Source organism: Pseudomonadota bacterium (genome assembly GCA_008501635.1).
Lineage (GTDB): Bacteria > Pseudomonadota > Gammaproteobacteria > QQUJ01 > QQUJ01 > QQUJ01.
Map to the genome: position 1 here is coordinate 1 of QQUJ01000006.1, position 14,665 is coordinate 14,665.

Sequence of the window (14,665 nt, forward strand, 5' to 3'; positions counted from 1 at the left end):
ATGCCTTGTTTGTACTGAGTGCATTGACCAATCTGTACCTGGCGCGGCGACGATTGCGATGCCCGACATAGGATTGGTGCGCCTGATAAACCGCAACGGCGCACAAAACGGCTAGAAAACGGCCCATGTTGAGCCGAATACTGCCTGCAAACGCTCCTTATGATGAAAAACACAAACATATTGAATCGGCCGTGCTGGTTTGCATAACTTATTCAGACGTTCCTTAAGATTGATTGGCAGAAGATCAATGGATATTCGCAAAGTCAAGAAACTCATAGAACTACTCGAAGAGTCGGGCATCGCTGAGTTGGAGATACGCGAGGGCGAGGAGTCCGTGCGCATCAGCCGCAACTCTCAGGCTCCCACTACCACCTATGTAACGGCACCCCAGATGGCCCCGCAATCGGCCACCGCGGCGCCGGTGCCGCATGATGCACCCACGCCACCGGCACCCGTGGAACACCAGGGTCACACGGTAACCGCACCCATGGTGGGCACTTTTTACCGGGCACCTTCGCCGGGGAGCAAGGTATTCGTCGAAGAGGGGCAGAGCGTCAAGGAGGGCGATACGCTCTGCATTATCGAAGCGATGAAGATGCTCAATCAGATCGAGGCCGACCGCTCCGGCGTGATAAAAAAAATTCTCGCGGAAAACGCTCAGCCCGTGGAGTTCGGACAGCCCCTTTTCGTCATCGAGTAACTGGCGGACAGGGGTTCGCGCAGACAACGGGCGGTGTGGCCCCTGCGGCAGACCGACAAATGCGGGCGACAACTCCTATGGGCAAGCACTCGACATCACCCAACCACAGAAATCACTCATGCTGGACAAAATAGTCATCGCCAACCGCGGAGAGATCGCACTGCGCATCCAACGCGCCTGCCGCGAACTGGGCATCAAGACCGTCGCCGTTCATTCCATTGCGGACCGCGAACTGAAGCATGTGCGGCTGGCCGACGAGTCGGTCTGCATTGGGCCGGCGCCCTCCGTCGATAGCTATCTCAACATCCCCGCAATCATCAGCGCCGCGGAAGTGACTGATGCTGTCGCCATACACCCCGGCTATGGCTTTCTTTCCGAGAATGCGGATTTCGCCGAACGCGTTGAACAGAGTGGGTTTATCTTCATCGGTCCACGCCCCGAGACCATTCGCCTGATGGGCGACAAGGTCTCCGCCATTGCGGCGATGAAGCGTGCCGGGGTGCCGTGCGTCCCCGGCTCCGATGATCCGCTGGGTGAAGATATCGAAGAGAACATGCGCATGGCCCGCAAGATCGGCTACCCGGTGATCATCAAGGCGGCCGGGGGTGGCGGTGGGCGCGGTATGCGCGTGGTCCATACCGAGGGCAATCTGCAGAACGCCATATCGATGACTCGCAGTGAAGCCGCTTCCGCTTTCGGCAATGACATGGTCTACATGGAGAAATTTCTGGAAAATCCACGCCACGTGGAGTTTCAGGTGCTCGCCGACGAACACGGCAACGCCGTGCATCTTGGTGAACGCGACTGCTCCATGCAACGCCGCCACCAGAAAGTCATCGAAGAGGCACCGGCACCCGGCCTCAGCAACGACCAACGCAACGCAATGGGCGAGCGCTGCGCCGCTGCCTGTCGCGAGATCGGCTATCGCGGTGCGGGAACGTTCGAGTTTCTCTACGAGAACGGTGAGTTCTATTTCATCGAGATGAACACCCGCGTTCAGGTGGAGCACCCGGTCACCGAAATGATCACCGGCATCGATATCGTGCGGGAACAACTGCTGGTTGCGGCGGGTCGACCACTGAGCTTCAAACAGGACCAGGTCCGCATCACCGGGCACGCCATCGAGTGCCGCATCAATGCGGAAAACCCTGACAACTTCATGCCCTGCCCCGGCACGATCACGCAGTATCACATGCCCGGCGGCCCCGGCATCCGCATGGATTCACACCTCTACAGCGGCTATACCGTCCCGCCCTACTACGATTCGCTCATTGGCAAGCTGATCGCCCATGGCGATAGCCGCGCCTCCGCGCTGGCACGCATGCGCACGGCCCTGAGTGAGATCGTGATCGGCGGCATCGAGACCAATGTTCCCCTGCATCTGCAAATCATCAATGACGCGGCCTTCCAGGCCGGCGGCACCAACATCCACTACCTGGAGCAACAGCTGCGTTTGCGCAAGCACTGAGCACGGTCGCCGGTGCTATCTCGAGCGTTCAGCGGCATGAGCTGAGCTGATATGCCCTGGACCCAACTGACCATCGCCTCGACCGCCGAGCGCACCGAACTCCTGACCAGGACATTGGAGGCGGCCGGGGCGCTCGCGGTTACGCTGGTGGATGCAGCCGATCATCCCGTCCTCGAACCCGGCCCCGGTGAAACGCCTGTATGGCCCGCCACGCAAGTGGTGGCGTTGTTTCCTGCAGATACCGATCTTGCGCCCCTGCAGGCCGCACTCTCGCCCCATCTGACGCTCACCGAGCAACGCTCCTGGTGCAGCGCGACGCTGGAGGATCAGACCTGGGAACGAACCTGGCTGGAACATTTTCACCCGTTGCGCTTTGGCCAGCGACTCTGGGTCTGCCCCAGCGATCAGCAGCCACCCGTTACCGATGCGGTGATCGTGCGCCTCGATCCAGGTCTCGCCTTCGGCACCGGCACGCATCCCACCACCGCGTTGTGCCTGGAGTGGTTGGACGGAACGCCACTGACCGGCAAAACAATGATCGATTACGGCTGCGGATCGGGCATTCTCGCGGTCGCCGCCGCGAAGCTCGGGGTGGCAGCGATACGTGCGGTCGATATCGATCCCCAGGCATTGGTCGCAACTTGCGAAAACGCTGCACGCAATGCCGTCGAGCAGCGCATTGACACCTGTTTACCCCGGGACCTGGAGCGCACCCCGGCGGATCTGGTCGTCGCCAATATTCTTGCCGGCCCATTGGCTGAGTTGGCGCCCGAACTCATCACCCTGCTCAAACCCGGCGGAGATCTCGTCCTCTCGGGTCTGCTCGGCAGCCAGGTGAGCACGGTGCAAAACGCTTACGGCCCGGCTGTCACCTGGTCTCCACCCGCCTTTCAAGCGGAGTGGGCGCGCCTTCACGGCGTGCGTGCCGGCTGATCCTCGGTTGGGCTTGTAGACGCCTCGCGTTATGCTGTATCAAAACCTGACCGCCGAGTAACCGTGAGTCCACAAAAACTCGTCACCCAATGTCCCCATTGCGACACCCGCTTTCGCATCACTGAGGCGCAACTGGATGCCGCTGGCGGCAAAGCGCGATGCAGCCGTTGCCATCGGGTATTCAATGCACGCGCCTATCTGCAGGAAGGCGTCGGCAAAGCATCGCGTGGGGAAGCCGCCCATCGAGGGCGGCGCGAGACAGCGTCTGCCCCACAACCCGCCCCGCCGCCCGTGGAAACGGAACGCCCTGGGCTCACAGCCACGCCCTCGACCGATCTCGACATCGAATCCTCTGTGGCAGCGGACACCGGCATCGCGCAGGTGGATTTTGAGCTGGCGAGCGACTTCGGCGCCCCCGAGGATCCGTTTCCGTCGCAGCGACCGGCTGATGAGCCCACCCCTGAATTCCAACCCGTCGATACCCCGCCGCCCACACCGGAAACCGCCCAAACAGACGAGAGCACATTCGCCTTTGACGCCGCATCCTGGGAATCGCCACCTGAAGCGGATGCGATCGACTCGGCGGTCGACGCTGCCGGGGAGCAGGCACCGGCCGGGGAGTTCGATTTCGACCTCGCCGGACTGGCGGGCGACCACGCTGCCGACGAATCCGGCTTAACGTCCGAGTTCGAACATTCGCTGACGGAGGATGCCGACGCCGGGGAGATCGAATTCGACTTCCGCGAGCCGGCCAGCGACGAAGTCGCCACGGCTGAACGCGCCGAAGACGAGGAGACAACCCTCGGATTGCCCCCCTGGTCTTTCGATTCACCCGAAACAACCGATCCGTTGTTCGCCAGCATTGCCGAAATCGACACGATGGAGGTGAATGACTACACCGGCGACGCCCCCGAGTCACTCCCGGATTTGGCGGCAACCGCCGCCGAACCAACCAGCAACAGGCCAACAGCAGATCAAGAGTCTGTGGACGACGGCGCGCTCGACAACAGCGATGAGCCTGAGAGCAGCTACGAGCAGGCCATCGACGCTTTGCAAGCGAACGATTCGGTAACCGAATCGTTGTTCGCCGGCTGGGGACACGCCGCGGCGCAGGAACCCACCGATCAGCCTCAATTCGCTGACGAGGTGCCCCAGGTCGAAGTCGAGGCATTATCCCCCTCCGACGCCACGGCGCTCTTCGATGAACCCGAGCCCGATCTGCCCGAGTCCGACGCGCCGCCGCCGCTTCCTGAGACCGACGAACGTCGCACAGAACCTTACAGCAGCGCATTGGCGCAAGAGCTGGAAGCAACCCTCACCCAGCGCAAGCGGCAACTCCCCACCCTGCTCTTCGGGACGGGATCGCTCATTCTGCTGGCGCTGCTGCTGGTTCAGGCGGGCAACACCTTTCGCGCCGAAATCAGCCAATACCCCGCCTTGGCGCCGATTGCCGGCCGGTTCTGCGAAGGCCAGGAGTGTGTAGCGCCGGAAAAGCGCGCGCCTGAAAGAATCCGCATCGTCAATCGCGACGTCCGCCCCCACCCCGAAGTGGCCGGGGCGCTACTGATTTCGCTCAGCTTTGTAAACGAAGCCGAGTTCCCCCAGGCCTATCCGACGTTGGAAGTAAGCTTTTCTGATATCCACGCTCAACTGATCGCGCTGCGCCGCTTTCAGCCCGCCGAGTACCTGGGAGGCGAGCGCCGATCTTCCAGTCCGCTTCCGCCGGGCGAACTGGTGGCGCTCAGCCTGAGCATCGTCGATCCCGGCGAACAGGGTGTCAGCTTCCGTTTCGAGTTTTACTAGAACCCGTGCTTCACCGCGCGGAGCCCTTACATCGGATTGATTCTCATCGCCGCGAACGGCGCTTTCACGCCAAACTGTTTGAAGGTAAACTGTCCGCCCCCTCAGGTCATGGTCTCGCTCGCCGTCCAACAACCGGCAGATCGGATCGGCGGCCTTGGGAGGCACAGGAGTCCTCACCGGGTACCGGCTGAACAGCGCGCCCGGATCGAGACCACAGCTGAAAAACGAGGCGACAACACCCCGGAAAATAAGATGCGGTTCGGGCCACTGCCACCCGCACAGTGTTATGCAGATTGGATCCTACAAACTAACCAACAACCTGGTCCTTGCCCCCATGGCCGGCGTAACGGATCGTCCGTTCCGGCTGCTCTGCCGCCACTTCGGCGCTGGACTGGCGGTCTCGGAGATGGTCTCTGCCAACTCCTTGCTGTGGGGTAGCGAAAAGACCAGGCGCCGCGCCGATCATAGCGGTGAACCTGAACCGCGCTCGGTGCAGATACTCGGTGCCGACCCGGGGATGATGGCCGCGGCCGCGCGCCACAATGTCGCCAACGGGGCCGAGATCATCGACATCAACATGGGGTGTCCCGCCAAGAAAATATGCAACGCGGCCGCCGGATCGGCATTGCTCCGTGATGAACCTCTGGTCCGCAGGATTCTCGAGGCGGTGGTAGGCGCCGTCGATGTCCCGGTGACCCTCAAGATCCGTACCGGGTGGGATGCCCAGAATCGCAACGGGGTACGCGTCGCGCAGCTGGCCGAGCAGGCCGGCATCCAGGCCCTGGCCATTCATGGGCGCACCCGCGCCTGCGGATACTCGGGCGACGCCGAGTACGAAACCATACGCGCCATCAAGGCGGCTGTATCGATCCCCGTCATTGCCAATGGCGATATCCGCACACCGCAAAAGGCGCAGGAGGTACTGGCCTACACCGGCGCCGATGGCATCATGATCGGTCGCGCCGCCCAGGGGCGCCCGTGGATCTTTCGCGAAATCGACCACTATCTGCGCACCGGCCAGGAGCTTGCGCCTCCCGCGCTGGAAGAACTGCGCGCTGTGCTGCGTGGACATCTGCACGCACTTTACCGTTTTTACGGGGAACACACCGGCGCCCTCATGGCTCGCAAGCATGCGGCCTGGTACACCAAGGGACTGCCGCATGGCGCCTCTTTCCGGCGCGCCATCAATGGGGAGACATCCACCGCCAGGCAGCTTGCGCTGATGGATGAATTTTTCGACCGCCTCGGGGACCAGAAGGAGTTGGCGGCGTGAACAGAAAAACGACTGATACATCAAAAACCGAAACCCTGCGCGACTGCGTTCATCGTTCGCTCGACGGGTATTTCGCACAAATGGACGGCCACCCCGCCAGTGATCTCTATCAGCTGGTGATGGGCGAAATCGAGCCGCCCCTGCTGGAGTGTGTGATGCGCCACTGCGGCGGCAACCAGACCCGGGCGGCTTCGATTCTGGGATTGAGCCGCAGCACGCTGCGCAAGAAACTTCGTGCCTACGGCTTGGAGACACCCACCGTCCCGTGAAAGCGGGCGCCGACGGCGCCCTGGCGGAGACTCCGCACCCCGCGTTCCTGCTACGCGACACCAGAGTGCTGTTTTTCGTCAACCAGACCAGAAAGTAGCCATGTCCAAGATTGAACGCGCCCTGATCAGCGTCTCCGACAAAACTGGAATCGTCGAATTCGCCCAGGGCTTGGCGGAACTCGGAGTCGAGATCCTCTCCACCGGGGGCACCGCCAAGCTGCTGTCGGAAAATCACATCGCCGTCGTCGAGGTCTCGGACTACACCGGTTTTCCAGAGATGATGGACGGCCGTCTGAAGACCTTGCACCCGAGAATCCACGGCGGATTACTGGGCCGCCGCGGGACCGACGAGGCGGCGATGCACGAGCATGGCATCAAGCCCATCGATCTCGTGGTGGTCAACCTCTACCCTTTCGAACAGACCATCGCCCGTACCGATTGCAACCTGGCGACGGCCATCGAGAACATCGACATTGGCGGCCCCACCATGCTGCGGGCTGCCGCCAAAAACCACCGCGACGTCGCGGTGGTTGTGGATGCCGGCGACTACGAGATCCTGCTTGGTGAACTGCAGGAGAGTGGCGGCCTGCTCGAGGCGGACACCCGGTTCCGTCTCGCGGTGAAAACCTTCGAGCACACGGCTCGCTATGATGGGGCCATCGCCAACTACCTGGGCAGCATTTCCGATTCCGGGGAGCGCGTCACCTTCCCGCACACCTTCAATGTGCAATTCCGCAAGATGCAGGAGATGCGTTACGGGGAAAACCCTCACCAGGACGCAGCCTTCTATGTCGAGCACCGCCCGAGCGAACCGAGCATCGCCACCGCGCGCCAACTGCAGGGCAAGGAACTCTCTTTCAATAACATCGCCGACGCCGACGCCGCCCTGGAGTGCGTGAAAAGTTTCGACGGCGAAACGGCCTGCGTCATCGTCAAGCACGCCAATCCCTGTGGTGTCGCCTTAGGGGGCGATCTCCTCGAATCCTACGATCGCGCCTACCAGACCGACCCCACATCGGCCTTCGGCGGCATCATCGCCTTCAACCGCATGGTGGATGACGTCACCGCGCAGGAGATCCTCAACCGTCAGTTCGTCGAGGTGATCATTGCCCCGCGTTTCGACGGCGACGCGTTGGAGATTCTGGCGAAAAAACCCAATGTGCGGGTCCTCGAATGCGGCGCCTGGGGCGAGAGCCGCGTTCCGAGCTTCGATTACAAACGCGTCAACGGCGGCCTGCTGGTGCAGGATCGCGATCTTGGCAGTGTCACGCGTGCTGAGCTCAAAGTGGTCACCCAGCGCGCCCCCACCGAACGGGAGCTGGGCGATCTGCTGTTCGCCTGGAAAGTGGTGAAGTTCGTCAAATCCAACGCCATCGTCTATTGCCGCGGCGGCCAGACCATCGGCATCGGTGCCGGTCAGATGAGCCGCGTCTACTCGGCGCGCATCGCCGGCATCAAAGCGGCCGATGAGGGACTGGAAGTGAAAAGCTCGGTGATGGCCTCCGATGCCTTCTTCCCCTTCCGCGACGGTATCGACTCGGCGGCGCGGGCCGGCATCACCGCCGTTATTCAACCCGGTGGATCGATGCGCGACGAAGAGACCATCGCCGCCGCCAACGAACACGGCATGGCCATGGTGTTCACCGGGATGCGACATTTTCGGCATTGAGTTTTTTCTCGCGCCAAGCCGCCAAGTCCGCAAAGGAATATCGGACGCTTCACCGGGCGCCTCCTGGCGTCTTGGCGCGAGATCCAGCCCGATTCAGACCATGGACTACCGACTGACCACTTTTGACGACCTGGCCGTGGGCCAGGAAGCGGACTTCACCAAAACCGTCACCGAGGCGGACATCGACCATTTTGTCGCCATAACGGGTGACACCAACCCGCTGCATGTGGATGCTGAGTTTGCCGGGCAGACCTTTTTCGGCGAGCGCATTGCCCACGGCATGCTGTCGGCCGCGCTGTTTTCCACCCTGGTGGGGCTGCACTTGCCGGGCATTGGCGCGATCTATCGCTCGCAGACGCTGCAATTCCTGCGTCCGGTCCATATCGGTGACACGATCACCGCGCGCTTGCGCATTACCGCCATCGATCGCGAAGCCGAACGCATCGAAATGGAGAGCTGGATCGACAATCAGCGCGGCGAACGCGTCATCGAAGGCACGACCGTGGCGAGCCTGCTGCGGAAGTTGAAGAAGTGATGATAGAGCGCTGGTCTCGCGCCAAGACGCAAGGGCGCCACGACCGCAAAGGGTTAACGAAGAACTTTCTTGGCGACTCTTCGCGTCCTGGCGTCTTGGCGCGAACCCCAAACGCAATGAATATTGGAGCCACACAATGAAAGTACTGGTTATCGGCGGCGGTGGTCGCGAACACGCATTGGCCTGGAAGCTGACCCAATCGCCCAGGGTGGAGCGCGTTTACGTCGCCCCCGGCAACGCCGGTACCGCGCACGAGCCGCGGATGGAGAACGTGCCCATCGGCGCCGAAGATATTGCCAGTCTGATCCACTTCGCACAGGAGGCACAGATCGCATTCACGGTAGTCGGCCCGGAGGCGCCCCTGGTCGCCGGCATCGTCGATGCCTTCGCGGTGGCGGGCTTGCGCTGCTTCGGCCCGACGCGAGGCGCAGCCCAGCTGGAGGGCTCCAAGGCTTTTACCAAGGACTTCCTGGCCCGCCACCGCATCCCCAGCGCCTGGTATCAGGTGTTTACCGAGGTCGAACCCGCGATCGCCTACATTCGCGAAAAGGGTGCGCCCATAGTCGTCAAGGCCGATGGGCTGGCCGCCGGCAAGGGAGTGATCGTCGCGCAAAATGAAAACGAGGCAATTGCCGCCGTGCGCGACATGCTGGCGGATAACGTCTTCGGAGCAGCGGGCAGCCGCGTGGTCATCGAAGAGTTTCTGCGTGGCGAGGAAGCGAGCTTTATCGTGATGGTCGACGGCGAGCACATTCTGCCCATGGCCAGTTCGCAGGACCACAAGGCGCGCGATGACGGCGATCGGGGCCCCAACACGGGCGGCATGGGCGCCTACTCGCCGGCACCGGTGGTCACACCCGAGATGCACCAGCGAATCATGACCGATGTCATCGAGCCGACAGTGCGCGGCATGGCCGCCGAGGGGTATCCCTATACCGGCTTTCTCTATGCTGGCGTCATGATCGACGCTGATGGCGTTCCCAAGGTACTGGAGTACAACTGCCGGTTCGGCGATCCGGAGACCCAACCCATCATGCTGCGGCTGCGTTCCGATTTCGCCGTACTCATCGAGGCGGCTTTGGACCAGCGTCTGGAGCAGGCGGCCGCAGAGTGGGACCCCCGCGCCAGCCTCGGCGTCGTGCTGGCCGCCGGCGGCTATCCCGCCAGCTACCGTAAAGGCGACGCGATCGACGGCCTCCCCTCGGAGGAGGAGACCGATACCAAGGTGTTTCATGCCGGCACCGCCGAGAAAGGGGGCAGGGTGGTCACCAACGGTGGCCGTGTCCTCTGTGCGTGCGCCCTGGGCGCGACCGTCGGCGAGGCACAACGGCGCGCCTATCAACTCGTCCGGCGCATCCACTGGGACGATGTCTACTATCGCAGCGATATCGGCTATCGGGCCGTGGCGCGGGAGAAGGCGGGCAATTAGCCCGGCGCAATAGCTTCAATTCCATACATTGACTCAGGTCAACTCGATTTGGCCGTGCCCCATCGGCCCGGTAGAATGCAGCGCCTATGTCAACCGATACGATTGTCTATCCCATCGGCGAGCGGCTCTATATCAATCTCACCGACCGCTGCACACTGGCGTGCGCGTTTTGCCCCAAGCACAACGGGACATGGCAGCTGCGCGAGCATGACCTGGCGTTGCACCATCGACCCGCGGCGCGGGAGGTGATCGATGCCGTGGGTGATCCCGGCCGTTACCAGGAGGTCGTTTTCTGCGGCTATGGTGAACCGACCCTGCGCATCACAGAGTTGCTGGAGGTGGCCCGCCATATCAAAGGACTGGGCGGCCGCGTGCGGGTCAACACCGACGGGTTGGCGAATCGCATCCACAAGCGCAACGTGTTGCCCGAGTTGGGCACCTGCGTCGATACATTGTCGATCTCGCTGAATGCCCAGAATGCGGCCGTCTACGAGCACCACTGCAAACCGGCTTTTCCCGGTGCTTATCAGGCGATGCTCGATTTTCTGCAACTCGCGCCACGTTATGTAAAAGAGGTTACCGCCACGGCCATCGACGGGCTGGAGGACGTGAACGTCGAGGCCTGCGCCCGCCTGGCGGCGAGCGCCGGGGCAAAATTTCGCCGGCGCGTACTCGACGTCGTCGGCCAATGATCACCGATCGGGCCCGCGCCCGTTAACGGTAAAGCACTCTGGCTTCGCCAAGGGGGAAACAGTATGGAGCTCGTCTGTCCCGCAGGTAACCTGCCCTCGCTGAAGGCGGCCATCGATCAGGGTGCCGATGCGGTCTACATGGGATTCCGCGACGACACCAATGCGCGTCACTTTCCCGGACTGAATTTCACCGAAGGCAACGCCGGCGACGGCATCCGTTACGCGCAGGATCGCGGTCGGCGCGTCTTCGTCGCACTCAACACCTATCCCCAACCGCAGGGCTGGGAACGCTGGCAGCGCGCTGTCGATCACGCCGCCGATCTCGGCGTCAACGCCTTGATCATGGCCGATATCTCGGTCTTCGAATACGCCGCGCGCCGCCATCCCGGTCTCAACCTGCACCTTTCGGTACAGGGCTCGGCCACCACCCCGGAGGCGATCTCGTTCTATCACGAGCACTTCGGCATCAAGCGCGCTGTGCTACCGCGCGTGCTTTCGATGAAGCAGGTGGAACAGGTGGTCGCGGACAGCCCGGTGGAGCTGGAGGTATTCGGCTTCGGTGGGTTGTGCGTCATGGTCGAAGGGCGGTGCACGCTCTCTTCCTACGTCACCGGCGAATCCCCCAACAACTGCGGCGCCTGCTCGCCGGCCAAGGCGGTGCGTTGGGAAGAATCAGCGGGCGGGCTCGAAACCCGCCTCAGCGGCATGCTCATCAACCGCTTCAACAAGGAGGAGAAGGCGGGATACCCCACCATCTGCAAGGGGCGCTACCGGGTGGGTGAACACACCTATTACGCCATCGAAGACCCCACCAGCCTCAATACCCTCGAGCTGCTGCCCGAGCTCTACCGCATGGGTATCGCCGCGATCAAGATCGAGGGTCGGCAACGCAGCCCCGCCTACGTCAAACAGGTGGCGCGCGTCTGGCGTCAGGCGATCGACAGCTGCGAAGCCAATCCCGATGCCTTCACGCCAAAACCCGAGTGGCAGATGGAATTGGCCAAGGTCTCGGAAGGCACCCAGACTACGCTCGGTGCCTACAACCGGCCGTGGCAGTAACACGGTCAAGAACATTCGTCTCACGCAAAGACGCAAAGTTCGCAGAGCCGATTAAGCGAATTGAAAAACTTCGTGACTCTTTGCGTCTTGATGTCTTGGCGCGAGACAAAACTCAGATAGCAGCATGCGCATATGACTGAACACAAAATGAAGCTCTCCATCGGACCCGTGCTCTACTACTGGCCCAAAGAGCAGCTGCGGGACTTCTACGCCATGGTGGCGGAGTCATCCGCCGATATCGTCTACCTGGGGGAAGCCGTCTGTTCCAAGCGCCGCCAGTTTCGCGGCGACGATTGGCTGGAGACCGCCGAGATGCTCGCCCACGCAGGCAAGGAGGCGGTGATCTCAACACTGGCGCTGATCGAAGCCGACTCCGAACGCAAGACTCTGAAGCGGATCTGCGCGAACGGCCGTTTCACGGTCGAAGCCAACGATGTGGGTGCGATCAACCTGCTCGCAAACCAGGCGATCCCCTTCGTCAGTGGCCCAAGCGTCAACATCTACAACGACCGTACCCTCGCCTTCTTCGCCAAACTGGGGTTGAAACGCTGGGTAATGCCCGTTGAACTGTCGCGAGAGACTCTGGCGCAGATCCAGCAAGGGCGTCCGGCAGGCGTCGAAACCGAGGTGATGGCCTACGGGCGCATCCCGCTGGCCTGGTCGGCGCGCTGCTTCACCGCCCGCGCCTACCATCTGCAAAAAGACGACTGCCAGGAAAAATGTATTGCCGATCCCGACGGCCTCACTGTCTACACGCAGGAAGACGATGCCTTCCTGGCGCTGAACGGTATTCAGACCCAGTCGGCCCAGACCTACAATCTGCTGGGCGAGATTGGGGATTTGCGCCGGCTTGGAATAGACGTGTTGCGCATCAGTCCCCAGTCAGCCCATATGCAGAGCGTCATCGAGAAGTTTGCCGCCGTACTGGCGGGCAAGGTGGACGCGCGTGAGGCAGCGCACCAACTGGAGGCGCTGATGCCGGTCGGAAGCTGCAGCGGTTACTGGTTCGGCGACGCAGGAATGCAGACAGGCGCGCCGACCTGAATCGTTTTACGGGCGGACAACGAAGCGCTCGCAGAAGGCGACGGCCCGCTCTCCGGCGCTTTGAATCGGCTCCGGCACATGGGGCAGCGAGTACTCCAAGCCATCCAGCAGGTTCTTCACCATCAGGCCCACCTCGGTATCACCCTCCATGCGCAGGCGCCGCTGAAAGAAAAGCGTGTCCGCATCTTCACGGCGGGTGGCCAGGAGCAGGAAATCGTAGAGCGTACCCGAGATCGAGGCTGCGACGGGTTGCTGGCGATCAACAGCCACCAAACGTCCCCTGCTCTTGGTGAGCCGGTACTCGATTCCCGCATCCTCGATCGCGATGCGCAGTACCCGATCCTGCAGAAAATCGAGTTCACCATCGCGCACCAACAGCGCGAACAGCCGGCTCAGCGCCACACCGAGCGCGGTGGAATGGACGATATTGGGAACCAGGCGCAGCGGTGCAGTTAACAGCCGCGGCAGGGAAGGAGTGCTTTGGCGCATCTTCTCGGACTCCGGACGCTTACCGGGACTAGCGCTTCATCGAATCGAAGAACTCGCTGTTGGTCTTGGTCCCCTTTAGCTTGTCGTGCAGGAACTCCATGGCCGCCAGCTCATCCATGGGGTGGAGCAACTTGCGCAGTATCCACATCTTCTGCAACTCATCGACGAGTGTCAGCAATTCCTCGCGACGCGTACCGGAACGATTGATATTGATGGCGGGGTAGATACGTTTCTCCGCAATGCGGCGATCCAAATGGATCTCCATGTTGCCGGTGCCTTTGAACTCCTCGTAGATCACATCGTCCATGCGCGAGCCGGTATCGATCAGGGCGGTGGCGATGATGGTCAGGCTGCCGCCCTCCTCTATGTTGCGCGCAGCGCCGAAGAAACGCTTGGGCTTCTGCAGGGCATTGGCATCGACGCCACCGGTCAGCACCTTACCCGACGAAGGAACCACGGTGTTGTAGGCGCGTGCCAGACGGGTGATGGAGTCGAGCAGGATCACCACGTCCTTCTTATGCTCCACCAGACGCTTGGCCTTTTCGATGACCATTTCCGCCACCTGCACATGGCGGCTGGCCGGTTCGTCGAAGGTGGAAGAGACCACCTCCCCACGTACCGAGCGTTCCATCTCGGTCACCTCTTCAGGGCGCTCGTCGATGAGCAGCACGATGAGATAGCACTCGGGATGCTTAACCTCGATGGAGTGCGCGATATTCTGCAATAGCATCGTCTTGCCGGCCTTGGGAGGCGAGACGATAAGGCCGCGTTGCCCCTTGCCAACGGGCGACATCAGATCGATGACGCGCGCCGTAATATCCTCGGTGCTGCCATTGCCCAATTCCAGCGACATACGCTTGTTGGGGTGCAGCGGTGTGAGATTCTCGAACAAGACCTTGTTCTTCGCCGTCTCGGGCGATTCGTAATTGATCTGGCCCACCTTGAGCAGGGCGAAGTAGCGTTCGCCCTCCTTGGGTGGACGGATCTTGCCCGAGACAGTATCTCCCGTGCGCAGATTGAAGCGCCGTATCTGACTGGGCGAGACATAGATGTCATCGGGGCCTGCCAGGTAGGAGCAATCCGCTGAACGCAGAAAACCGAAACCGTCCTGCAGGATTTCCAGCACCCCATCGCCAAAGATATCTTCGCCGTTCTTGGCGTGGGCCTTGAGGATGGAAAAGATCACATCCTGCTTGCGCGACCTTGCCATTCCTTCGACGCCCATATCCTGGGCAATTTGTATGAGTTCTGAGGCGGTTTTTTTCTTGAGTTCGGTGAGATTCATGGCGCTGTGTCAGATGG

General features: G+C 61.7%; 14 protein-coding genes. 12 read left to right on the forward strand and 2 right to left on the reverse strand.

Features of this window, described 5'->3' with window-relative positions:
- The first annotated feature begins 247 nt into the window (after positions 1-247).
- The 12 genes from DWQ09_01490 (at position 248) to DWQ09_01545 (ending at position 12,874) form a co-directional block, all read left to right on the forward strand.
- Entirely contained in the window at positions 248-700 is a 453-nt protein-coding gene (locus tag DWQ09_01490) for an acetyl-CoA carboxylase biotin carboxyl carrier protein (protein ID KAA3630031.1), read from the forward strand.
- Positions 701-818: 118 nt separating this feature from the next.
- Positions 819-2,168 (forward strand): acetyl-CoA carboxylase biotin carboxylase subunit, encoded by a 1,350-nt coding sequence (accC, locus tag DWQ09_01495; GenBank protein KAA3630032.1) that lies wholly within the window; start codon positions 819-821, stop codon positions 2,166-2,168.
- A 51-nt stretch (positions 2,169-2,219) separates the two neighbouring features.
- Positions 2,220-3,101 (forward strand): 50S ribosomal protein L11 methyltransferase, encoded by an 882-nt coding sequence (locus DWQ09_01500; GenBank protein ID KAA3630033.1) that lies wholly within the window; start codon positions 2,220-2,222, stop codon positions 3,099-3,101.
- A 63-nt stretch (positions 3,102-3,164) separates the two neighbouring features.
- Complete coding sequence (locus tag DWQ09_01505; protein ID KAA3630034.1) at positions 3,165-4,904, forward strand: DUF3426 domain-containing protein; 1,740 nt, start codon at positions 3,165-3,167, stop codon at positions 4,902-4,904.
- Between the two features lie 286 nt (positions 4,905-5,190).
- The gene (locus DWQ09_01510) at positions 5,191-6,177 is read left to right on the forward strand and encodes a tRNA dihydrouridine synthase DusB (GenBank protein KAA3630035.1); all 987 of its coding nucleotides are present in this window, start codon (positions 5,191-5,193) and stop codon (positions 6,175-6,177) included.
- A complete protein-coding gene (locus tag DWQ09_01515) occupies positions 6,174-6,446 on the forward strand; it encodes a DNA-binding transcriptional regulator Fis (GenBank protein ID KAA3630036.1) in 273 nt (90 codons plus the stop codon). Before DWQ09_01510 ends, DWQ09_01515 begins: the two co-directional genes overlap by 4 nt.
- Positions 6,447-6,546: 100 nt before the next feature.
- Complete coding sequence (gene purH, locus DWQ09_01520; GenBank protein ID KAA3630037.1) at positions 6,547-8,115, forward strand: bifunctional phosphoribosylaminoimidazolecarboxamide formyltransferase/IMP cyclohydrolase; 1,569 nt, start codon at positions 6,547-6,549, stop codon at positions 8,113-8,115.
- A 100-nt stretch (positions 8,116-8,215) separates the two neighbouring features.
- Positions 8,216-8,650, forward strand: coding sequence for an enoyl-CoA hydratase (locus tag DWQ09_01525; protein KAA3630038.1), 435 nt, complete (start codon positions 8,216-8,218; stop codon positions 8,648-8,650).
- Positions 8,651-8,786: 136 nt separating this feature from the next.
- Entirely contained in the window at positions 8,787-10,079 is a 1,293-nt protein-coding gene (locus DWQ09_01530; protein ID KAA3630039.1) for a phosphoribosylamine--glycine ligase, read from the forward strand.
- Between the two features lie 86 nt (positions 10,080-10,165).
- Positions 10,166-10,771: a radical SAM protein gene (locus DWQ09_01535; GenBank protein KAA3630040.1), complete on the forward strand. Its 606-nt coding sequence runs from the start codon at positions 10,166-10,168 to the stop codon at positions 10,769-10,771.
- Positions 10,772-10,834: 63 nt separating this feature from the next.
- On the forward strand, positions 10,835-11,830 hold the full coding sequence (locus DWQ09_01540) for a U32 family peptidase (GenBank protein ID KAA3630041.1): 996 nt from the start codon (positions 10,835-10,837) through the stop codon (positions 11,828-11,830).
- Positions 11,831-11,962: 132 nt separating this feature from the next.
- Positions 11,963-12,874, forward strand: a complete 912-nt coding sequence (locus DWQ09_01545) for a U32 family peptidase (GenBank protein ID KAA3630042.1) — start codon at positions 11,963-11,965, stop codon at positions 12,872-12,874.
- A 6-nt stretch (positions 12,875-12,880) separates the two neighbouring features.
- On the opposite strand, the gene DWQ09_01550 is transcribed toward DWQ09_01545, so the two are convergent.
- A complete protein-coding gene (locus DWQ09_01550) occupies positions 12,881-13,363 on the reverse strand; it encodes a sterol-binding protein (GenBank protein ID KAA3630043.1) in 483 nt (160 codons plus the stop codon).
- A gap of 28 nt (positions 13,364-13,391) precedes the next feature.
- The gene (gene rho, locus DWQ09_01555; protein KAA3630044.1) at positions 13,392-14,648 is read right to left on the reverse strand and encodes a transcription termination factor Rho; all 1,257 of its coding nucleotides are present in this window, start codon (positions 14,646-14,648) and stop codon (positions 13,392-13,394) included.
- Positions 14,649-14,665 lie beyond the last annotated feature (17 nt).

Excerpts from the sequence above, each read along its gene's own strand:
- DWQ09_01490 (KAA3630031.1), top strand. The coding sequence starts at position 248 with ATGGATATTCGCAAAGTCAAGAAACTCATAGAACTACTCGAAGAGTCG.
- accC (KAA3630032.1), top strand. The coding sequence starts at position 819 with ATGCTGGACAAAATAGTCATCGCCAACCGCGGAGAGATCGCACTGCGC.
- DWQ09_01500 (KAA3630033.1), top strand. The coding sequence starts at position 2,220 with ATGCCCTGGACCCAACTGACCATCGCCTCGACCGCCGAGCGCACCGAA.
- DWQ09_01510 (KAA3630035.1), top strand. The coding sequence starts at position 5,191 with ATGCAGATTGGATCCTACAAACTAACCAACAACCTGGTCCTTGCCCCC.
- purH (KAA3630037.1), top strand. The coding sequence starts at position 6,547 with ATGTCCAAGATTGAACGCGCCCTGATCAGCGTCTCCGACAAAACTGGA.
- DWQ09_01525 (KAA3630038.1), top strand. The coding sequence starts at position 8,216 with ATGGACTACCGACTGACCACTTTTGACGACCTGGCCGTGGGCCAGGAA.
- DWQ09_01530 (KAA3630039.1), top strand. The coding sequence starts at position 8,787 with ATGAAAGTACTGGTTATCGGCGGCGGTGGTCGCGAACACGCATTGGCC.
- DWQ09_01535 (KAA3630040.1), top strand. The coding sequence starts at position 10,166 with ATGTCAACCGATACGATTGTCTATCCCATCGGCGAGCGGCTCTATATC.
- DWQ09_01540 (KAA3630041.1), top strand. The coding sequence starts at position 10,835 with ATGGAGCTCGTCTGTCCCGCAGGTAACCTGCCCTCGCTGAAGGCGGCC.
- DWQ09_01545 (KAA3630042.1), top strand. The coding sequence starts at position 11,963 with ATGACTGAACACAAAATGAAGCTCTCCATCGGACCCGTGCTCTACTAC.
- DWQ09_01550 (KAA3630043.1), bottom strand. The coding sequence starts at position 13,363 with ATGCGCCAAAGCACTCCTTCCCTGCCGCGGCTGTTAACTGCACCGCTG.
- rho (KAA3630044.1), bottom strand. The coding sequence starts at position 14,648 with ATGAATCTCACCGAACTCAAGAAAAAAACCGCCTCAGAACTCATACAA.